Raw genomic sequence first — 18,499 nt, 5'->3', positions numbered from 1 at the left:
CCCCCCAAAAAAAACGCCAACCCGAAGGTTGGCGTTTTTTATCAAGCGCTCAGCCGATTACTCAGGCTTGCGACGACCAAAGCCCGGACGCTGGCCGGAACCGGCCGGTGCGCCACGGCGCTTGCCCGATGGCTTGTCGCCATCGACCAGTTTGATCCCCGGACGCTTCGGCGCCGGCTTGGCCGGGCGCTTGGTGTCGGCCGGGCGGTCGGCTACCGGCGTACCACGACCTTCGCCACGCTCGGTACGGCCATTGGCCGGACGTGGCGTGCGTGGACCGCGTTCGCCGTCCTGACGCGCAGCTGGCTTGCGGCCTGGACGCTCGCCTTCGATCTGCGGCTCGCGGCTGGCACGTGGCGCGGCAGGTGCGGTGGCTGCGCCAGTCGCTGGACGCAGGGTACGCACGCGCTCGGCCTTGGCCATCGGACGCGACGACTTGCGCTGCATACGGTCAAGCTTGTCTTTGCTCTTGGCGTTCATCTGCGGCATCGCGACCGGCGTCAGGCCGACCTCGGCACTGAGGATGTCGACTTCGTACTGGCTCATTTCGCGCCAGCGACCCATCGGCAGGTCCGAGTTGAGGAACACCGGACCGAAACGCACGCGCTTCAGGCGGCTGACCACCAGACCCTGGGATTCCCACAGGCGACGAACTTCGCGGTTACGACCTTCCATCACCACGCAGTGGTACCAATGGTTGAAGCCTTCACCACCCGGAGCCTGCTTGATGTCGGTGAACTTGGCCGGGCCATCTTCAAGGACAACGCCAGCCTTCAGGCGCTCGATCATCTCGTCATCGACTTCGCCACGCACACGTACCGCGTACTCACGGTCCATCTCGTAGGATGGGTGCATCAGGCGGTTGGCCAGCTCACCGTCGGTGGTGAACATCAGCAAACCGGTGGTGTTGATGTCCAGACGACCGATGTTGATCCAGCGGCCTTCTTTCGGCTTTGGCATTTTGTCGAACACGGTCGGGCGACCTTCCGGGTCGACACGGGTGCAGATCTCGCCGTCGGGCTTGTTGTACATGATCACGCGGCGGACCGACTCGGCGGCCTCTTCGCGCTTGATCACCTTGCCATCGATGGTGATGGCGTCGTGCATGTCGACGCGCTGGCCAAGGGTGGCGTCTTTGCCGTTGACCTTGATGCGGCCGTGGCTGATCCAGGCTTCCACGTCACGGCGCGAGCCGACGCCGATACGGGCGAGGACTTTCTGCAGTTTTTCGCCTGCTGGGCCGATTTCCTGGTCGTCTTTCTGGTCTTTGATACTCATCTGGGCACCTCCCGGTGTGGTCTTGAAACTGGGTACTTTGGCGAAGGGATCGCCGAAGGGTCGCGAATCATACGCGCATGCGGGCGTTTGCGCATCAGAGACTAGCTGATCAAGGCAAGGTTATTGGTTTTTCCGCCGATCGGTGATCGCGCAAGGTCACCCACTTCCTGTAGGAGCCGGCTTGCTGGCGATGAGGTCACCGCGGTCCCTCAGAGATACCGCGTTGGCCGCATCGCCAGCAAGCCGGCTCCTACAGGGTCAGTCTTCGAATTCGCGGCGTTCGGCTTCGATGGCTTCAGCCAGGGCAAGGGCTTCGGCTTCTTCGTCCGACAGCTGCGACTCGGGTTTCGGCTGTTCGAGGGCGGCTACAGCGGCCAGCAGCTTCTCGCGGGCTTCGGCAACGCCGAGGATGTCGTCTTCCGGCTCCGGCTCGATTTCAGGCTCAGGCTCGGGCTGTGCCGGTTCGACTTCCGACTGTTCCGGATCGAACTCAGGCGACGCGCCATCGCGCAGCAAGTCGTCGAAGTCGGTCTTGAGCCCCTCTTCCATGCTGTCCAGCTCCAACAACAGCGTGTGGAAACTGGTTTCTTCCTTTGGCTCTTCCGGCTCGGCACTGGCATCGGCCAGCTCTTGCAGCCCGGCGGGCACGGGGGCGTCGTCGAAATCGAGCACCGGGTCCGGTTCCAGCTCGCGCAGCTCCGCCAGCGGCGGCAGGTCGTCGAGGTTTTTCAGGTTGAAGTGGTCGAGGAACGCCTTGGTGGTGGCGAACATCGCCGGTTTGCCGGGCACGTCGCGGTAGCCGACGATGCGAATCCACTCGCGCTCCATCAGTGTCTTGACGATGTTGCTGTTGACCGCCACGCCCCGCACATCTTCGATTTCACCTCGGGTGATCGGCTGGCGATAGGCAATCAGGGCCATGGTTTCCAGCATGGCCCGGGAATAACGCTGCGGGCGCTCCTCCCAGAGACGACCGACCCACGGCGAAAATTTCTCGCGGATTTGCAGGCGATACCCCGAGGCCACCTCCTTCAATTCAAAGGCGCGGCCATCGCAAGACTTGGCGAGAATCGTCAGGGCCTTCTTGAAGACCTGCGGCTCCGGCCGTTCGCCTTCCTCGAAGAGCTCGAACAGGCTTTCCAGGGATTGCGGTTTTCCCGAGGCCAACAGAAAGGCTTCAAGCAATGGCGCCAGCTCGCGGGGTTCAGTCAGGTTCATGATTCAACTCGTTATTCGGCTCGGGCTCGCACGTGGATCGCGGCAAATGGCTCATTCTGCACCAGCTCGACCAGGGATTCCTTGACCAATTCAAGGATCGCCATGAAGGTCACCACCACCCCCAGGCGCCCCTCTTCGGCGGTGAACAGCTCGACGAACGGCACGAAACCGCCGCCCTTGAGGCGTTCCAGCACATCGCTCATGCGTTCGCGGGTCGACAGCGCCTCGCGACTGACCTGGTGGCTTTCGAACATGTCGCCACGGCGCAACACCTCGGCCATGGACAACAGCAACTCTGACAGGCGCACGTCCGGCAGCAGCTTGCGTGCCCGGGCTTCCGGGGCGTCCAGCTTGGGCACCACCACGTCGCGACCGACGCGACTCAAGCCATCGATGCCTTCGGCGGCAGCCTTGAAGCGCTCGTATTCCTGCAAGCGGCGGATCAGTTCGGCGCGCGGGTCGTCCTCTTCGTCCTCGACGGTTTCGGCCCGCGGCAGCAGCATCCGCGACTTGATCTCGGCCAGCATCGCGGCCATCACCAGGTACTCGGCGGCCAGTTCCAGGCGCACCGACTGCATCAACTCGACGTAGCCCATGTACTGGCGAGTGATTTCCGCCACCGGGATGTCGAGGATGTTGATGTTCTGTTTGCGGATCAGGTACAGCAGCAGGTCGAGGGGGCCTTCAAAGGCTTCGAGAAAGACTTCGAGGGCATCCGGCGGGATGTACAGGTCCAGCGGCATTTCCATGACCGCCTGGCCATAGACCATGGCGAAGGGCAGTTCCTGCTGCGCTCCGGCCTGACTGTCGACGGGTTCTACTGCGGACATCTAGGCCTCGACCATGAACGGCGTCGGGTCACCGCAACCAACGCGAATGACTTCCGGCTCGCCGTCGGCGAGGTTGATCACGGTGGACGCCTTGATCCCGCCAAAGCCGCCATCGATGATCAGGTCGACCTGGTGCTCGAGCAATTGGCGCATTTCATAGGGGTCATACATCGGGTCGGTTTCGCCGGGCATGATCAGACTCACGCTCATCAACGGCTCGCCGAGTTGCTCCAGCAGTGCCAAGGCAATCGGATGGCTCGGCACCCGCAGGCCGATGGTGCGTTTTTTCGGGTGCAGCAACAGCCGCGGCACTTCACGGGTAGCGTTGAGAATGAAGGTGTACGGGCCCGGCAGATGGGCCTTGAGCAAGCGGAAAGTGCCGGTGTCGATCTTGGCGAACAGCCCGAGTTGCGACAGGTCGCAGCAAATCAGCGCGAAGTTGTGCTTTTCATCCAGCCCGCGCAAACGTCGTACACGCTCCACAGCCACCTTGTCGCCGATCTGGCAACCAATGGCGTAGGAAGAGTCCGTGGGATAAATCACCACCCCGCCCTTGCGGATGATTTCGACGGCCTGTTTGATCAGGCGCGCTTGCGGGTTTTCCGGATGAATCTGGAAAAATTGACTCACGTTCTCTACCTGTTCAGACGGCGGCAATAATTGGGTCATGTTTGAATCGACACCATAGTGGTGGCAGATCCTCCGGGAGCGGCCGGTATTCACCGATCTCCGACCAGCCTCCAGGGCCATGAAAATCACTGCCGGCACTGACCAGCAGACCGAACTCGCGAGCGAGAATGGCCAGGCTGCCCACTTGCTCGGCAGGCTGGTAACCATTGACCACTTCGATGGCGTGGCCCCCTGCTTGAATATAGTCGGCAATCAGGCGACGTCGCTTGCTTCGGGTGAATTCGTAGTGCCAGGGATGCGCCAGGCTGACCCAGGCCTTGGCCGCGCGCAGGGTCTCGACGGTTTCTTCCAGCGTCGGCCAGTGTTGCTTGACGTCACCCAGCTTGCCGGCGCCCAGCCATTTGCGGAATGCCTCGGCGCGGTCCTTGACGAAACCTTCGCGCACCATCCAGTCGGCGAAATGCGGGCGGGCCGGCGCGTTGCCGCTGTCGCCCAGCGCCTGCTGGATCTGCCGGGCGCCCTCCAGCGCCCCCGGCATGCCCTTGAGCGCCAGTTTGCGGCTGATTTCCTCGGAGCGTAGCCAGCGGCCATCATGCAGTCTGGCAATGGCCTCGACCAACGGTGCGGCATTCACGTCAAAACCGTAGCCCAGCACATGAATGGTCGCGCCGCCCCAGGTGCAGGACAGTTCGACGCCATTGACCAATTGCATCCCCAGCGCGGTAGCCGCCTGGCGGGCCTCGTCGAGGCCCTCGAGGGTGTCGTGATCGGTCAAGGCCAGGACTCGCACGCCTTTCTCGAACGCCCGCGCCACCAGTACCGCAGGCGCCAAAGCGCCATCGGAGGCCGTGCTATGGCAGTGCAAATCAACATTCACAGGGGTTTGTAACCTCAATTCAGCTGGCGCTATCGCGCGCCCGTATGTTTGTTATTATGCCGCCACATCCTGCTTCTGGCTGCCACTGTGAAACAATTCATCGATTTCATCCCGCTCCTGCTGTTTTTCATCGTCTTCAAAATCGATCCACGGGTCGTCGACATTGCCGGCCATGAGGTCACTGTAGGCGGTATCTACAGCGCCACCGCGATGCTGATCATCAGTTCCCTGGTGGTCTACGGCACGCTATTCATCAAGCAGCGCAAGCTGGAGAAGAGCCAGTGGCTGACCCTGATCGCCTGCCTGGTTTTCGGCAGCCTGACCCTGGCGTTCCACAGCGAAACGTTCCTGAAGTGGAAAGCGCCGGTGGTCAACTGGCTGTTCGCCCTGGCGTTCATCGGCAGCCACTTCGTCGGTGACAGCCTGCTGATCAAACGCATCATGGGCCACGCGCTGACCTTGCCGGAACCGGTCTGGACGCGCCTGAACATCGCCTGGATCGCCTTCTTCCTGTTTTGCGGCGCCGCCAACCTGTTTGTCGCGTTCACCTTCCAGAGCTACTGGGTCGACTTCAAGGTCTTCGGCAGCCTGGGCATGACTTTGCTGTTCCTGGTCGGCCAGGGCATCTACCTGTCCCGCCATCTGCACGATGCCGACACCACTACGCCAAAAACCGAGGACTGACATGCTTTACGCAATCATTGCCACAGACGTCGCCAACTCCCTGGAAGCCCGCCTGGCCGCACGGCCTGCGCACCTCGAGCGCCTGCAAGTGCTCAAGGGCGAAGGCCGCATCGTTCTGGCCGGTCCACACCCGGCGGTCGACAGCAATGATCCGGGCGCGGCGGGTTTCACCGGCAGCCTGATCGTCGCCGAATTCGATTCCCTGAGCGCCGCCCAGGCCTGGGCCGACGCCGATCCGTACATCGCCGCGGGCGTCTACGCCAACGTTCTGGTGAAGCCGTTCAAGCAAGTCCTGCCATAACTTGTCCCCACGCGGTGAACCATATCGGTTCATCGCGTTCTCAATCGCTCATTATTCTCGTTTGCCGGCCGACAACTTTTCCAATACTCGTATTGGAACCAGGAGTCGCCATGCGCAAAGGTCCGTTGTGCCTGATGTTGGTCACGTTATCGATCGTGGCGCCCGCCCACAGTGAAGATTACGCCGAGGGTGGAAACTCGACGCCGCTGTCCTTGAGCGCCGGCAGCCAGATCACCGAGCTGCAGCAACGCTTGAAAGAAAGCGAACGGCAACGGGAAGAATTGAACAAACAATTGCAAACTGCCGACGGCGAACGCGAAAGCCCGCTGCTGGCCCGGTTGCGCCAGGAGAATCAGCGTTTGAAGCTGCAACTCAAGGAAGCCCAGGCCAGCAGCCCGCTGCCGCGCTTGCTGACAGACCAGCAACAATGGTTTGTCATTGGCGCCGGGGTAGCGCTATTGGCTCTGCTCTGCGGTATCTTCGCCAGTGGAGCAAGTCGAAAACGTCGACAATGGCTAAATTGAGTGAGTCATGAGCGAGCTGTTACTGATTGATGATGACCAGGAGCTGTGTGAGCTCCTGAGCAGTTGGCTGAGCCAGGAAGGCTTTCAGGTACGTGCCTGTCACGATGGCCAGAGCGCTCGTCGGGCATTGGCCGAAACCGCCCCGGCGGCCGTGGTGCTGGATGTGATGCTGCCCGATGGCAGCGGTCTGGAACTGCTCAAGCAGTTGCGCAACGATCACCCGGATTTGCCGGTGCTGATGCTTTCGGCCCGGGGCGAGCCGCTGGACCGTATCCTCGGCCTGGAACTCGGCGCCGACGATTACCTGGCCAAGCCCTGCGACCCGCGGGAACTGACCGCCCGTCTGCGCGCCGTGCTGCGTCGCAGCCACCCGGCAGCGGTGTCCAGCCAGATGGAACTGGGCGACCTGTGTTTCAGCCCGGTGCGCGGCGTGGTCAGCATCGACGAACAGGAGTTCACCCTCACCGTTTCCGAAAGCCGCCTGCTCGAAGCCCTGCTCAAGCAACCCGGCGAGCCCCTGGACAAACAGGAGCTGGCGCAGATCGCCCTCGGCCGCAAGCTGACCCTGTACGACCGCAGCCTGGACATGCACGTCAGCAATCTGCGCAAGAAGATCGGCCCGCACCCCGACGGCCGGCCGCGCATCGTTGCGCTGCGCAGCCGTGGTTACTACTACAGCCTCTGATCTCCACCGTCCTGTGTAGGAGCTGGCTTGCCGGCGATGGCGGCGCTCCCGGCTCCTACAGGGTCGGAGTTGTGTCAGGCGGATGCGAAATCGTCTTTACCCAAGCTTTACGCTTCGCTGACTGCCGCTGACCTTGATCTGCGTAATCTGCACTCATCCGGAACGTACCGGGAACGAGACAAGGAGATACACCATGCGCAAGACTCTTATCGCTCTGATGTTCGCTGCCGCCCTGCCGACCGTTGCCATGGCCATGCCTGAAGGCGCAGGCCCGATGGGTGGGCCGATGGACGGCTCGCGCCACGGCGGTCAGATGCACGGCATGCACGGCAAAGGACCGTACAGTCAGCTGGACCTGAGCCGCGAACAGCGCGAGCAGATCCGCAAGATCATGGGCGAGCAGATGCACGAGCGTAAGCAACTGGTCGACAAGTACCTAGAGAAACTCTCGCCAGCGGACCAGAAAGCCATGAAGGACGAGATGGCGGCCAAGCACCAGAAAGCCGAAGCTGACGTGCGCGCCGTGTTGAAACCGGATCAACAGAAGAAATTCGACGAGATCCAGAAGAAACAGGCCGAGCGTCGCGCCGAGTGGGCTGAATTCAAGGCCTGGAAAGCGCAGCAACCGCAAAAAGCGCAATAATGCGCTGACCCCGGACCCAATGGCTTATCACCGTTGGGTCTGATGTTTTTACTGTAGGAGCGAGCTTGCTCGCGAAAAACGAATAGACAACACGTGCTGCCTGATGCCGCGCGTTATCGTTGACATCCATCGCGAGCAAGCTCGCTCCTACATAGAATTTTGCGTTTGTTCGAGGATTTTCCGTGCGTTCATTGTTCTGGCGTATCCTGGCCAGCTTCTGGCTGGCCATCACTCTGGTTGCGGGGCTTTCCATCCTGCTCGGGCACATGCTCAACCAGGACGCCTGGATTCTCAGCCGTCACCCGGGCCTCAACACGCTGGCCGAACAATGGACGCAAACCTACGAATCCCAGGGCGAAGACGCTGCCCAGGATCTTCTGCAGGAGCGCAAACACCAGTATCACATCGACGTCCAGGTGCTCAACGAGAGCGGCGATCCGGTGGTGCGCGGCACCTTCCCCAAACGTGCGGCGGCCTTTGAGGCGCGCCAGAACAACGATGACCGACGCCTGCCATGGCGGCGCCTGACCGATGAGTTCACCAGCGAAAAAACCGGTGACACCTACCTGTTCATCTACCGCATACCGCACCCGGAGCTGGACGCCTGGCACCGCGAAAGCCTGCTCTGGCCGCTCAGTGCGCTGGGGATCGCCCTGGTGGTGCTGACCCTGTTCAGCCTGTTGGTGACCTTTTCCATCACCCGCCCGCTCAGCCGTCTGCGCGGCGCGGTGCATGACCTTGGACAAACCACCTATCAACAGAACAGCCTGGTCAAACTGGCCAATCGTCGCGATGAATTTGGTGTGCTGGCCAACGACTTCAATCGCATGGGCGCGCGCCTGCAAAGCCTGATTGGCAGCCAGCGGCAATTGCTGCGTGATGTCTCCCACGAACTGCGTTCGCCCCTCGCCCGCCTGCGTATCGCGCTGGCGCTCGCCGAACGGGCCGGCCCGCAGGAACGCGAACAGCTCTGGCCGCGCCTGACCCGAGAGTGCGACCGGCTGGAAGCGCTGATCAGCGAAATCCTCGTGCTGGCGCGGGTCGACTCCGACAACGCCAGCGCCGAAGAGGTGGATTTGAACGCCTTGCTCAGTACCCTGCAAAAGGATGCGCAACTCGGTTCACCCGAGCAGCTCGTGCAGCTCGAAGCCGAGTCGCAACTGAACCTGAAGGGCTGGCCGACCATGATCGAACGGGCCGTGGACAACTTGCTGCGCAATGCCCAGCGCTTCAATCCGGCGGGTGGCCTGCCGATCGAGATGCAGGCGCTGCGTCAGGGTGAGCGGATCGTCGTGACCGTGCGCGATCACGGGCCCGGGGTCAGTGCCGAATATTTGAGCCAGCTCGGTGAGCCGTTCTATCGGGCGCCGGGGCAGACCGCGGCCGGACATGGCCTGGGCCTGGCCATCGCCCGCCGTGCGGCGGAGCGACATGGCGGCAGCCTGGTGCTGGCCAATCACCCGGAGGGCGGGTTCATTGCCAGTATTGAATTGCCGTTGGTGCCTGGGGCTGTCGTTCAGCCCTGATCCTGGTTTGAACTACACAGCTCTACTGTGGGAGCGAGCTTGCTCGCGATGACGGCGGCACACTCAACAATCAAATTGACTGACCGGCCGCTATCGCGAGCAGGCTCGCTCCCACAGGTTTTGCGGTGTCAGGCCTTGCCTGGCCAGGCGCTGACGAATTCGGCGAGGTCGACTTTCTCGGCCACTCGCGGTTCTTTTTGCGGCGTGCCCAGATACAGGAAGGCAATCACCTCCTCCCCTTCCGCCAGGCCCAACCCCTTGGCCACATGCGCCGAGTAAGCCAGGTCGCCGGTACGCCACACCGCACCAATGCCCTGGGCATAGGCCGCGAGCAAAATCCCGTGGGCCGCGCAGCCCGCCGCCAGCAGTTGCTCGGACTTGGGATACTTGACGTGCTCCTGCACGCGGGCGATCACCACCACCACCAGCGGCGCCCGCAGCGGACCATTGCGCGCCTTGTCGATGGCCGCTTCATTGACTTCAATGTCCGCAAGCTTTGCCGCTTCAGCCAGCAACTCGCCCATTTGCTCACGCGCCGCGCCTTCCACCGTCAGGAAGCGCCAAGGCTGCAAGTGACCGTGATCCGGGGCGCGCATGGCGGCGCCGAACAACACCTCGCGCTGCTCGGCGGTGGGTGCAGGTTCAACAAGTCGGGGAACGGAAACACGGTTGAGCAAAACGTCGAGAGCCTGCATCGGCCACCTCCTGAAAAATGAGTGCGGCTATTCTAGCTGTAACTGTTGCAGCGGTGCCGGTTTACATGCCCTGTCTCACGGGTAGAATGGCGCCCTTTCCCCTATCAGCCGAGCGGACCTCATGGCGTTGCCGACCTTACGGATCATTGGTTTCATCATCGGCATCTTCCTGATCACGCTGGCGATCTCCATGGTCGTGCCCATGGCCACGCTGGTCATTTTCGAGCGCACCAGCGATCTGCCGTCGTTCCTCTGGGCCAGCATGATCACCTTTGTCGCCGGGCTGGCGCTGGTGATTCCGGGCCGCCCCGAGCACATCCACCTGCGCCCCCGGGACATGTACCTGCTGACCGTCAGCAGCTGGCTGGTGGTGTGCATCTTCGCCGCATTGCCGTTCCTGCTGACCCAGCACATCAGCTACACCGATTCATTCTTCGAAAGCATGTCCGGCATCACCGCCACCGGCGCCACCGTGCTCAACGGCCTGGACACCATGTCCCCCGGCATCCTGATGTGGCGCTCGTTGCTGCACTGGATCGGCGGGATCGGCTTTATCGGCATGGCGGTGGCGATCCTGCCGCTGCTGCGCATCGGTGGCATGCGGCTGTTCCAGACCGAATCGTCGGACCGCTCGGAAAAAGTCATGCCCCGCTCGCACATGGTGGCGCGCTTGATCGTGGCGGCCTACGTCGGCATTACCATTGTCGGCAGCCTGGCGTTCTGGTGGGCCGGGATGAGCCTGTTCGATGCGATCAACCATGCGATGTCAGCGATTTCCACCGGCGGCTTCTCCACCTCCGACCAGTCTTTGGCCAAGTGGCCGCAACCGGCGGTGCACTGGGTCGCGATCGTCATCATGATTCTCGGCGCCCTGCCGTTCACCCTGTATGTGGCAACGTTGCGTGGTAACCGTCGGGCGTTGATCAAGGATCAGCAGGTGCAAGGTTTGCTCGGCATGCTGCTGGTGACCTGGCTGGTGCTCGGCACCTGGTACTGGTGGACGACCCAGCTGCATTGGCTGGATGCGCTGCGGCATGTGGCGCTGAACGTGACGTCGGTGGTGACGACGACCGGTTTCGCGCTGGGGGACTACAGCCTGTGGGGCAATTTCTCGCTGATGCTGTTCTTCTATCTGGGGTTTGTCGGCGGTTGCTCAGGCTCGACCGCGGGCGGCATCAAGATTTTCCGCTTCCAGGTGGCCTATATCCTGCTCAAGGCCAACCTTAACCAACTGATTCACCCGCGCGCGGTCATCAAGCAAAAGTACAACGGCCACCGTCTCGACGAAGAGATCGTACGTTCGATCCTGACCTTTTCGTTCTTCTTTGCGATCACTATCTGCGTGATTGCGCTGTTGCTGTCGCTGCTCGGCGTGGACTGGATGACCGCCCTCACCGGCGCGGCCAGTACCGTGTCCGGTGTCGGCCCGGGGCTCGGCGAGACCATCGGCCCGGCGGGCAACTTCGCGACCCTGCCGGATGCCGCCAAGTGGATCCTGTCGTTCGGCATGCTGCTCGGCCGACTGGAGATCATCACTGTGTTTGTGCTTTGTATTCCGGCATTTTGGCGTCATTGACCGCTTCAGGAGCCTGCATCAGCCGCATCCGGTACTCGCCGGGCGTGGCATCGAACCAGCGGCGAAAAGCCCGGAAGAAGTTGCTCGGGTCGGCGAACCCCAGCAGGTAGGCGATCTCCAGCAAGGTCATGGTCGGTTGCGCCAGGTACTGCTCGGCCAGTTCGCGCCGGGTATCGTCCAGCAATACCTGAAAGCTCGTGCCCTCTTCCTGCAAGCGCCGTTGCAAGGTGCGCTGGGACAGATGCAGGGTCTGCGCCACGGCGTCGCGCTTGGGTTCGCCCTGGGGCAACAGCCGGCACAACACCTGCCGCGCCTTGTGGGTCACGCGACTTTCGGAAAAGCGTGCCAGGTATTCACCGGCAAAGCGGTCATGCAGCAATGCCATGGCTTCGTTGGCCGTTGGCAGTGGCGCTTCCATGTCCGCGCGCTCGAAAATCAGCGCATCGTAAGGCGCGTTGAACACCAGCGGTGCATGGAAGGCTTGTTTGTAGGGTTCCAGGTTGACCGGCTCGGCGCCTTGCACCAACACTTTGCGTGGATGCAACGTTCGCCCGGTCAACCAGCCGCACAGCGCCAGGGCGCAGGCCAGCGAAGCCTCGGCGCTTTGCCGGGTCGGTGGCAGATGGTCGCCATGCACCGTCAGAATCAGCGCGTAGCCTTCTTCCAGCAGCTTGAAACTCAGGTCGGCACTTTCGGCGATGATTCGCTGATAGCGCACCAGACGCTGAAAGCCTTCGGCCAGCGTCCGGCTGGACATCAAGGCATAACCGGTCACATGGAACTGCGCCGGCCGTACCACCTTGCCCATGTTCAGGCCGATGGCCGGGTTGCCGGACAGTTCGACGGCGCGTTGCCACAGTCGTGTCATGGAATCTTGCGGGAAGCGTGCATCCGGCTCATCCAGTGCCGCGTAGTCGAGCCCCAGCTGCTTGAACAGAACCCGGCAATCCAGGCCGTCCATCTCCAGCGCTTTGACAATCCCCATCGCCCAGCTTGCAGAAGTCGTTCGTTCGCTCATGGCGTTTTCTTACATGGTGAGCCGCCTGTGACGGCTATTGACCGAAGGATACTAAAGTGGCGCCTATTGTCACTGGCTGATGCCATTGATCACTCTAGACTCAAATAAGCTACCCGCAGAACAACTTGCCGTCAGAACAATAACCACAGAGATCGCAGTCGTGGAAAACGTCAAACGATTCAACAGTTTCGCTGAGTTCTACCCTTACTACCTCAGCGAACACAGCAACAGAACCTGTCGCCGTCTGCACTTTATCGGCACAACGCTGGTTATCTTGATACTGGCGCTGACCATTGGTCGGGGTGCCTGGATGCTGTTGTGGGCCCTGCCTCTGGCAGGTTACAGCTTTGCCTGGGTCGGTCACTTCTTCTTCGAGAAGAACCGTCCGGCCACCTTCCAACACCCCTTCTATAGCCTGCTCGGCGATTTTGTCATGTACCGGGACATGGTCCTGGGGCGCGTTCCGTTCTAGCCGACAGCCGCCACAAGAGAGTTGCTCATGAATGCCAATGCCCGCTTCACCCACATGAAGGACGGCACTCAGGAAGACTGGGCGATCATCGCCGCGGACTTCAGTGCCTACGCACGACAATTGCCGACCAGGATCGTGGCGCACCTGAAGTTGCTGGAGGGTGATTTTGGCGGGTTCCCGGTGGATCGCCTGACCCACTCGCTGCAAACCGCCACCCGCGCCTGGCGCGATGGTCGCGACGAAGAGTACGTGGTCTGCGCCCTGCTCCACGACATCGGCGACACCCTGGGTTCCTACAATCACCCGGACATCGCAGCGGCGATCCTCAAGCCGTTCGTCAGCGCCGAGAACCTGTGGATGGTGGAAAAGCACGGGATCTTTCAGGGCTACTACTTTTTTCATCACCTGGGCATGGATCGGCATCTGCGCGAGCAATTCCAGGACCATCCGCAATACCAGGCGACCGTCGAGTTCTGCGCCAGGTACGATGCGGCGGCGTTTGACCCGGAATATGACACGCTGCCATTGAGCTTTTTCGAGCCGATGATGGAGCGCCTGTTTGCGCACCCGAGGCATTCGATCTACAAGGCGGCGATGCAAGAGCATTCGCCAGCCTGACAGATCCGGCGGAACCATTGTGGCGAGGGGGCTTGTCGGATCGCCGCACCGCCCCGTTCGGTGGCGAAGCCGCCGTAAACCTACAAGTGCCGATCTATTGGCATTCCGTGGTGAATGGTTTTGGGGCTGCTGCGCAGCCCAACGGGGCAAGCCCCCTCGCCACAAAAATCAAATCAATCAAGCCAGTTCTGCGACTTTAGCCGCCTTCAACTGCGCCTCCCGCGCCTGCGCATCCGCCAACCGATACAGCTCGATCGAACCATCCCAATGCTCGATCAGCGCCGTGCACGACTCCACCCAGTCGCCGCAATTGAGATAGTCCACCTCGCCGACCTTGCGAATCTCGGCATGGTGAATGTGCCCGCACACCACCCCGTGCAGTTCGCGTTTGACGCATTCATGGGCGATGGCTTCTTCGAAGTCGCTGATGAAGCTGACCGCGGTTTTCACCTTGTGCTTGAGATAGGCCGACAGCGACCAGTAGCCATAGCCATATCGCGCGCGCCAATGATTGAGCCAGCGGTTGAGGGTCAGGGTGAATTCGTAGGCCGAGTCACCGAGAAAGGCCAGCCAGCGATGGTAGCGGGTGATCACATCGAACTGGTCGCCATGGATCACCAGCAGGTGCCGGCCGTCGGCGGTGACGTGCACGGCTTCGTCCACCAGCTGGATATTGCCCAGGATCAGCTTCGAATAGCGGCGCAGGAATTCGTCATGGTTGCCGGTGACGTAGATCACCTCGGTGCCACGCTTGCTCATGGTCAACAGGCGCCGGATCACGTTGGTATGTGCCTGCGGCCAGTACATGCCGCCGCGCAGTTTCCAGCCGTCGATGATGTCGCCGACCAGGTAGATCCTGTCCGCATGGTAACCCTTGAGAAACCGCGACAGGTGTTCAGCCTGGCAATCCCGGGTGCCCAGATGCACATCGGAAATCCATAAAGTCCGTACGCGTTGCTTACGGGTGGGTTTGGCGAGCTCGGCGCTGGTCATGGGCAACCCTCAGGCAAGTTTTGCCAAGTCTGCTCCGGCCCGGTTAATCGTCCATGACAGCGCCAAGTCAGTCCTGTGACAGCGCTTGCAGGCCCGCTCGGTGTAGACTGACGCCCTGAACCGGGAGACCCGCGATGAGACCGATCCTCACGCTGCGCCAATACAGCCACGACCTGATCGTCCACAGCCACGACCACGCGCAACTGGTGTTCGGGCTTTCGGGCGCCCTGGATTTCGAGGTTGACGGCCGTGGCAGCCAGGTGGTCCAGCAGAGCTTCGTGGTGATACCGTCGGGCGCTCATCATGCGTGTGGCAGCCCCAATGGCAGCCGCTGCCTGGTGCTGGATGTGCCCAGTGAACAATGGGTCGCCCAGTCGTTGGGCGATCACGCCGAGCCAAGCCGACGTTTGCTCGACAACCCCGGCCGCCTGTCGTTGGACGCGGGACAAAGCCAACTCGTCAGTTGGCTGGCGAACAGTCCGGTCGATGACCCGCTGATCGCCCAGCAAGGCGCGGTGCTGTTGCTGGCCAGTCTGAACAACGCCAGGCCCGACGCCGTCGGCGGTCGGCGCCTGCCCTACGCTGCGCTGAACTCACACATCGATCAGTACGCGGCCTACCCGCTGCAAGTGGCCGACCTGGCCCGGGTGGCCGGCCTTTCCAGCGCCCGTTTGCATGCGCGGTTCGTGGCCGAGTGCGGGCAGACGCCGATGGACTACATCCGCAGCCGACGCTTGCACATCGCGGTGGGCTTGCTGCGCAACTCGGCGCTGGCCATCGGCGAGATTGCCAGCCGCGTCGGCTACAGCTCCCAGAGTGCGTTCGCGGCGGCGGTGCTGCGCGAGTTCGGGGCATCGCCCAGCAAACTGCGGCGCGAGACTGGCGACAAAAAACGCTAGTCTGCCGACAGACTTGCCGGGCGGTTACGCGCTTCAATAAGGCCTCTGTTCGTTTGTCGTTAAGGATTGCAATGACTCCCCGTACCGCCCTTGGCGCCTTGCATATAGGCGCACTGATGTTCGGCCTGACCGGCGTGTTCGGCAAACTGGCTGCCGCGTCACCGGCGGTCATCGTGTTCGGCCGCGCCGCTTTCGCTGTGCTCGCGCTGGGGTTTTTTGCACGGTTCGCCAGCCAGACGCGCTGGCAAAAACTCGAGGCCGTGGACTGGCGTCGGCTGCTGCTCAGCGGCTTGTTGCTAGCCGGGCACTGGGTGAGCTTCTTCATTGCGGTGAAAGTCGCAGGCGTGGCGATTGCGACGCTCGGCTTCGCCAGCTTCCCGGCCTTTACCGTGATCCTCGAAGGGCTGATCTTCCGCGAGCGCATTCGCGCCAATGAAATCGTGCTGGTGTTGCTGGTGAGTGTCGGATTGGTGCTGGTCACGCCTGACTTCGATCTGGCCAGCGGCGCCACCACCGGCCTGTTGTGGGCCGTGGCTTCCGGGTTGCTGTTCGCCCTGCTGTCGCTGACCAACCGTGCCAGCTCCGGACGCGTTCCGCCCGTGCAGGCAGCGTTGTGCCAGAACGTGGTGGTTGCCCTGTGCCTGCTGCCGGTGGCGGCGCCTCAGTTGAGCGACGTGCGCGCCATCGACTGGCTGTGGATCGGCCTGCTCGGTGTGTTCTGTACCGGCGTCGCCCACAGCCTGTTCGTCGCCAGCCTCGCGGTGATCAAGGCACGCACCGCCGCCGTGGTGTTCGCCCTGGAGCCGGTCTACGGCATCACCGTCGCGTGGCTGCTGTTCAACGAAAACCCGACCCTGCGCATGTTGCTCGGAGGCGCGCTGATCATTGTGGCGATTGTGGTGTCCAGCCGGTTCTCAAGTGGCTCCAGCAAGCAAGCCGTTGCCGCCGAGGCCGCGTCTCACTGAGTGCGGTCGTTGTGTCCCAGGTCTCGGTCCGGATCGATCTGGTCGCGGACCCGTTGCTTGAGCACCTTGGCCTCGGGGAAGCCACCGTCCGCCTTGCGCTCCCAGATCTGCACAGCGTCACAGAACACATGAAAGACCCCGCCGGTGCCCGGCACCAGGGAGACTTTGCCCAGGTCATCACCAAAGGTGCTGAGCAGTTCCTGGGCCAGCCAGGCCGCACGCAACAGCCATTGGCATTGCGTGCAATAGGTGATGACGATTTCGGGTTTGGCAGCGGTCATGATGGGACAAGGCTCCAGAGTTTGACGACGCCGCTATGATAGCCCGACCGACTGCTGCCGAGTCGCTGGAGCAGGTAGTTCCTCCAACGCGAACGCAGGCGCGGTCAGGGCAGCCGGTTGGCTGTTATCGTCTGGGTTGATCACCTCCCAGTTCGACGCAATGGACAGCTCATCCAGGTTGAGCCGGTAGCCATCGTCAATCGCGGTTTCAGCGGCTATCGCCACACCCGCTGCGACCGGCTCAGGCCCTTCGCTGGCTGGTACCTCGTCGCACGACGCAGGGGACGGCGGCATGACGGTCGGCCACTTCACTGGCTCGGTAAAAATCTCCGGCAACGGTTCATGCGGCGAAGGCCCATCCTCTGACGTTATGGCCTGATGTTCCCGGCGCCGACGACGAACAAACCAGAGCAGCGCCAGCAACACCACCAGCGCCGACACACCGGTAATCTGCAGCCAGCCAATCCCGGGGCTTTCAACCTTGGCGGAGGCTGGCGCCACGGTATCGAAAGCCATCGGTTGCGCCTTGACCTTCTTGAGTTCCGCCAGCTGGGTCTGCAGCTCGGCCAACCGCTGCTTCTGCTCGGCGATCAGCACTTCCTGGCCCTGAAGCTTCGCGTTGAGCTCATCGACAGTGGTTTGCAGGGCGCTGTCAGCCAGTTGCTCGTCAGCGGAGTCGACCGGGGGGGCGTCGGCCTCCGGCGTCGTCCTGGCCACGGGTGACGGCGCTGTGACCGGTTGAACACTGGGAAATGCGGACGCAGGCGAAATCGAAACGACTTCATCAGTGGCAGGAACAACCCCAGGCGAACCCGGCGGATCGATCAGCACCGTGTACTCGCGCAGTAACCGACCGTTGGGCTGGTCGAGTTGCACGAGGAAATTCAGAAAGGGTTCGCTGACCGGTTTGCTGGAAGTCACCTGGATCAGGCGGCGATTGCCGCGCAGGACCGGGGTGAACTTCAGGTTGTCGAGGAAATACACCCGGTCGACCCCGGCGCGGCTGAACTCGTCTGCCGTTGCCAGGCTCACCGACAGCTCGCTCTCCTCCAGGCCGGCCGCATCCACCAGGGCGATATCGGCACGCAACGGCTGGTTCAGCGCCGAATGCAGGGTGATTTCCCCCAGGCCCAGCGCCAGTGTCCATGCCGAGTAAGTGACCGCGACCCCGGCCAGCAACCCCAGAGAACCAATGCGTAAAACCAATCGCCAACACTTGAGCATGAGCATCCTTGAGATCTGCAAAAACTACCCGAACAGGTTCGTACGTCCGTTACGAACACGATATTGCCGAGTAGTTCTTATAGTCTGCTCAATGCGCTGGCTCAAAAGCCTGGCGGTCGGTTATGCCTCAGGATTTTTCAAGGTTGCCCAGGATATGCCCGTGGACCCGCATGCACACCTTCAAGTCCGCCTCATCGACGCCTTCGAACAGTTCGTGGCGCAGTTGCGTGGCAATGGTTTCAATTTGTTCGATCAGGGGGCGGGCCGGCGCGCAGAGCACGATTTTCTTCGCCCGACGGTCCTCCAGCACGGCCTGGCGTTGCACCAGACCCTGGCTTTCCAGGCTGTCGAGCAAACGGGCCAGGGTCGGGCCTTCGACGCCGACGCTTTGTGCCAGCTCACGCTGGGTGGGGGCTTCTTCGAAACGCGCGAGGTGCAGCAGCACCAGCCAGCGTGCCTGGGACAAGCCCAGGCCCGCCAGTCGGCGATCCAGTTCGGCGCGCCAGCCACGGGACATCTGGGCCAATTGCATGCCAAAGCGGTGTTGATCGGTTAACGGCAT

At 62.0% G+C, this 18,499-nt stretch carries 22 protein-coding genes; 11 read left to right on the top strand and 11 right to left on the bottom strand.

Annotated features, from left to right (window positions below; all coding sequences use genetic code 11):
• Positions 1–57 precede the first annotated feature (57 nt).
• The 5 genes from rluB to AB4O16_RS24345 all read right to left on the bottom strand — a co-directional run bounded on the left by rluB (position 58) and on the right by AB4O16_RS24345 (position 4,833).
• Positions 58–1,278 carry a 23S rRNA pseudouridine(2605) synthase RluB gene (gene rluB / locus AB4O16_RS24365; RefSeq protein WP_460156032.1) on the bottom strand — a complete coding sequence of 407 codons (1,221 nt, stop codon included), beginning with the start codon at positions 1,276–1,278 and terminating at the stop codon, positions 58–60.
• Positions 1,279–1,536: 258 nt separating this feature from the next.
• Positions 1,537–2,496, bottom strand: coding sequence for an SMC-Scp complex subunit ScpB (gene scpB, locus AB4O16_RS24360; RefSeq protein WP_460156031.1), 960 nt, complete (start codon positions 2,494–2,496; stop codon positions 1,537–1,539).
• An 11-nt stretch (positions 2,497–2,507) separates the two neighbouring features.
• Positions 2,508–3,266 carry a segregation and condensation protein A gene (locus tag AB4O16_RS24355; RefSeq protein ID WP_173862173.1) on the bottom strand — a complete coding sequence of 253 codons (759 nt, stop codon included), beginning with the start codon at positions 3,264–3,266 and terminating at the stop codon, positions 2,508–2,510.
• Positions 3,267–3,326: 60 nt separating this feature from the next.
• Entirely contained in the window at positions 3,327–3,956 is a 630-nt protein-coding gene (locus tag AB4O16_RS24350; RefSeq protein ID WP_160388298.1) for an L-threonylcarbamoyladenylate synthase, read from the bottom strand.
• Between the two features lie 13 nt (positions 3,957–3,969).
• The gene (locus AB4O16_RS24345) at positions 3,970–4,833 is read right to left on the bottom strand and encodes a PHP domain-containing protein (protein ID WP_160388213.1); all 864 of its coding nucleotides are present in this window, start codon (positions 4,831–4,833) and stop codon (positions 3,970–3,972) included.
• 87 nt (positions 4,834–4,920) lie between these two features.
• Between AB4O16_RS24345 and AB4O16_RS24340 the strand changes: the two genes are divergently transcribed.
• The 6 genes from AB4O16_RS24340 to AB4O16_RS24315 all read left to right on the top strand — a co-directional run bounded on the left by AB4O16_RS24340 (position 4,921) and on the right by AB4O16_RS24315 (position 9,196).
• Positions 4,921–5,517, top strand: a complete 597-nt coding sequence (locus AB4O16_RS24340) for a septation protein A (protein WP_160388212.1) — start codon at positions 4,921–4,923, stop codon at positions 5,515–5,517.
• Position 5,518: 1 nt separating this feature from the next.
• Positions 5,519–5,818: a YciI family protein gene (locus AB4O16_RS24335; protein ID WP_007984134.1), complete on the top strand. Its 300-nt coding sequence runs from the start codon at positions 5,519–5,521 to the stop codon at positions 5,816–5,818.
• Positions 5,819–5,928: 110 nt separating this feature from the next.
• Positions 5,929–6,342 (top strand): translation initiation factor 2, encoded by a 414-nt coding sequence (locus AB4O16_RS24330; protein ID WP_460156030.1) that lies wholly within the window; start codon positions 5,929–5,931, stop codon positions 6,340–6,342.
• A gap of 7 nt (positions 6,343–6,349) precedes the next feature.
• Positions 6,350–7,027, top strand: a complete 678-nt coding sequence (locus AB4O16_RS24325) for a response regulator transcription factor (RefSeq protein WP_160388210.1) — start codon at positions 6,350–6,352, stop codon at positions 7,025–7,027.
• A gap of 193 nt (positions 7,028–7,220) precedes the next feature.
• Positions 7,221–7,670, top strand: coding sequence for a Spy/CpxP family protein refolding chaperone (locus tag AB4O16_RS24320; protein ID WP_218475416.1), 450 nt, complete (start codon positions 7,221–7,223; stop codon positions 7,668–7,670).
• A gap of 182 nt (positions 7,671–7,852) precedes the next feature.
• Positions 7,853–9,196 carry a sensor histidine kinase gene (locus AB4O16_RS24315; RefSeq protein ID WP_460156029.1) on the top strand — a complete coding sequence of 448 codons (1,344 nt, stop codon included), beginning with the start codon at positions 7,853–7,855 and terminating at the stop codon, positions 9,194–9,196.
• Between the two features lie 128 nt (positions 9,197–9,324).
• Here AB4O16_RS24315 and AB4O16_RS24310 read toward each other — a convergent pair whose 3' ends face one another.
• Complete coding sequence (locus AB4O16_RS24310) at positions 9,325–9,891, bottom strand: NAD(P)H nitroreductase (RefSeq protein WP_460156028.1); 567 nt, start codon at positions 9,889–9,891, stop codon at positions 9,325–9,327.
• Positions 9,892–10,012: 121 nt separating this feature from the next.
• Between AB4O16_RS24310 and AB4O16_RS24305 the strand changes: the two genes are divergently transcribed.
• A complete protein-coding gene (locus tag AB4O16_RS24305) occupies positions 10,013–11,467 on the top strand; it encodes a TrkH family potassium uptake protein (protein WP_160388206.1) in 1,455 nt (484 codons plus the stop codon).
• On the opposite strand, the gene AB4O16_RS24300 is transcribed toward AB4O16_RS24305, so the two are convergent.
• Entirely contained in the window at positions 11,424–12,485 is a 1,062-nt protein-coding gene (locus AB4O16_RS24300; RefSeq protein ID WP_460156027.1) for an AraC family transcriptional regulator, read from the bottom strand. The two genes, AB4O16_RS24305 and AB4O16_RS24300, sit on opposite strands and share 44 nt — an antisense overlap.
• Before the next feature lie 160 nt (positions 12,486–12,645).
• Here AB4O16_RS24300 and AB4O16_RS24295 point away from each other — a divergent pair, with 160 nt between their 5' ends.
• Together AB4O16_RS24295 and AB4O16_RS24290 are read left to right on the top strand one after the other, a co-directional pair.
• Positions 12,646–12,957, top strand: a complete 312-nt coding sequence (locus AB4O16_RS24295; RefSeq protein ID WP_460156026.1) for an Mpo1-like protein — start codon at positions 12,646–12,648, stop codon at positions 12,955–12,957.
• A 27-nt stretch (positions 12,958–12,984) separates the two neighbouring features.
• A complete protein-coding gene (locus tag AB4O16_RS24290) occupies positions 12,985–13,575 on the top strand; it encodes an HD domain-containing protein (RefSeq protein WP_160388204.1) in 591 nt (196 codons plus the stop codon).
• A 177-nt stretch (positions 13,576–13,752) separates the two neighbouring features.
• Here the strand turns inward: AB4O16_RS24290 and AB4O16_RS24285 are convergent, their stop codons facing one another.
• Positions 13,753–14,568: a UDP-2,3-diacylglucosamine diphosphatase gene (locus AB4O16_RS24285; RefSeq protein WP_160388203.1), complete on the bottom strand. Its 816-nt coding sequence runs from the start codon at positions 14,566–14,568 to the stop codon at positions 13,753–13,755.
• Between the two features lie 134 nt (positions 14,569–14,702).
• Here AB4O16_RS24285 and AB4O16_RS24280 point away from each other — a divergent pair, with 134 nt between their 5' ends.
• Both AB4O16_RS24280 and AB4O16_RS24275 read left to right on the top strand, forming a co-directional pair.
• Positions 14,703–15,467, top strand: coding sequence for an AraC family transcriptional regulator (locus tag AB4O16_RS24280; RefSeq protein ID WP_160388202.1), 765 nt, complete (start codon positions 14,703–14,705; stop codon positions 15,465–15,467).
• A 71-nt stretch (positions 15,468–15,538) separates the two neighbouring features.
• Entirely contained in the window at positions 15,539–16,432 is an 894-nt protein-coding gene (locus tag AB4O16_RS24275; protein ID WP_460156025.1) for a DMT family transporter, read from the top strand.
• On the opposite strand, the gene AB4O16_RS24270 is transcribed toward AB4O16_RS24275, so the two are convergent.
• The 3 genes from AB4O16_RS24270 to AB4O16_RS24260 all read right to left on the bottom strand — a co-directional run bounded on the left by AB4O16_RS24270 (position 16,426) and on the right by AB4O16_RS24260 (position 18,499).
• Positions 16,426–16,713, bottom strand: a complete 288-nt coding sequence (locus AB4O16_RS24270) for an Rdx family protein (protein ID WP_160388200.1) — start codon at positions 16,711–16,713, stop codon at positions 16,426–16,428. The two genes, AB4O16_RS24275 and AB4O16_RS24270, sit on opposite strands and share 7 nt — an antisense overlap.
• 33 nt (positions 16,714–16,746) lie before the next feature.
• Complete coding sequence (locus AB4O16_RS24265; protein ID WP_460156024.1) at positions 16,747–17,937, bottom strand: type IV pilus assembly protein FimV; 1,191 nt, start codon at positions 17,935–17,937, stop codon at positions 16,747–16,749.
• Positions 17,938–18,064: 127 nt separating this feature from the next.
• The gene (locus AB4O16_RS24260; RefSeq protein ID WP_160388198.1) at positions 18,065–18,499 is read right to left on the bottom strand and encodes a MarR family transcriptional regulator; all 435 of its coding nucleotides are present in this window, start codon (positions 18,497–18,499) and stop codon (positions 18,065–18,067) included.

The sequence above is a fragment of the Pseudomonas sp. S2_H10 genome, from assembly GCF_054668285.1.
The sequence above is the reverse complement of the archived record's forward strand: the minus strand, read 5'-3'. Positions and strand labels throughout refer to the sequence as shown.

What these genes read in the sequence shown, in the direction of transcription:
- AB4O16_RS24335 (WP_007984134.1), top strand. Translation starts at nt 5,519, where the DNA reads ATGCTTTACGCAATCATTGCCACAGACGTCGCCAACTCCCTGGAAGCC.
- AB4O16_RS24265 (WP_460156024.1), bottom strand. Translation starts at nt 17,937, where the DNA reads ATGCTCAAGTGTTGGCGATTGGTTTTACGCATTGGTTCTCTGGGGTTG.
- AB4O16_RS24320 (WP_218475416.1), top strand. Translation starts at nt 7,221, where the DNA reads ATGCGCAAGACTCTTATCGCTCTGATGTTCGCTGCCGCCCTGCCGACC.
- AB4O16_RS24260 (WP_160388198.1), bottom strand. Translation starts at nt 18,499, where the DNA reads ATGCCGTTAACCGATCAACACCGCTTTGGCATGCAATTGGCCCAGATG.
- AB4O16_RS24300 (WP_460156027.1), bottom strand. Translation starts at nt 12,485, where the DNA reads ATGAGCGAACGAACGACTTCTGCAAGCTGGGCGATGGGGATTGTCAAA.
- AB4O16_RS24305 (WP_160388206.1), top strand. Translation starts at nt 10,013, where the DNA reads ATGGCGTTGCCGACCTTACGGATCATTGGTTTCATCATCGGCATCTTC.
- AB4O16_RS24325 (WP_160388210.1), top strand. Translation starts at nt 6,350, where the DNA reads ATGAGCGAGCTGTTACTGATTGATGATGACCAGGAGCTGTGTGAGCTC.
- AB4O16_RS24310 (WP_460156028.1), bottom strand. Translation starts at nt 9,891, where the DNA reads ATGCAGGCTCTCGACGTTTTGCTCAACCGTGTTTCCGTTCCCCGACTT.
- scpB (WP_460156031.1), bottom strand. Translation starts at nt 2,496, where the DNA reads ATGAACCTGACTGAACCCCGCGAGCTGGCGCCATTGCTTGAAGCCTTT.
- AB4O16_RS24280 (WP_160388202.1), top strand. Translation starts at nt 14,703, where the DNA reads ATGAGACCGATCCTCACGCTGCGCCAATACAGCCACGACCTGATCGTC.
- AB4O16_RS24290 (WP_160388204.1), top strand. Translation starts at nt 12,985, where the DNA reads ATGAATGCCAATGCCCGCTTCACCCACATGAAGGACGGCACTCAGGAA.
- AB4O16_RS24330 (WP_460156030.1), top strand. Translation starts at nt 5,929, where the DNA reads ATGCGCAAAGGTCCGTTGTGCCTGATGTTGGTCACGTTATCGATCGTG.
- rluB (WP_460156032.1), bottom strand. Translation starts at nt 1,278, where the DNA reads ATGAGTATCAAAGACCAGAAAGACGACCAGGAAATCGGCCCAGCAGGC.
- AB4O16_RS24270 (WP_160388200.1), bottom strand. Translation starts at nt 16,713, where the DNA reads ATGACCGCTGCCAAACCCGAAATCGTCATCACCTATTGCACGCAATGC.
- AB4O16_RS24285 (WP_160388203.1), bottom strand. Translation starts at nt 14,568, where the DNA reads ATGACCAGCGCCGAGCTCGCCAAACCCACCCGTAAGCAACGCGTACGG.
- AB4O16_RS24355 (WP_173862173.1), bottom strand. Translation starts at nt 3,266, where the DNA reads ATGGTCTATGGCCAGGCGGTCATGGAAATGCCGCTGGACCTGTACATC.
- AB4O16_RS24275 (WP_460156025.1), top strand. Translation starts at nt 15,539, where the DNA reads ATGACTCCCCGTACCGCCCTTGGCGCCTTGCATATAGGCGCACTGATG.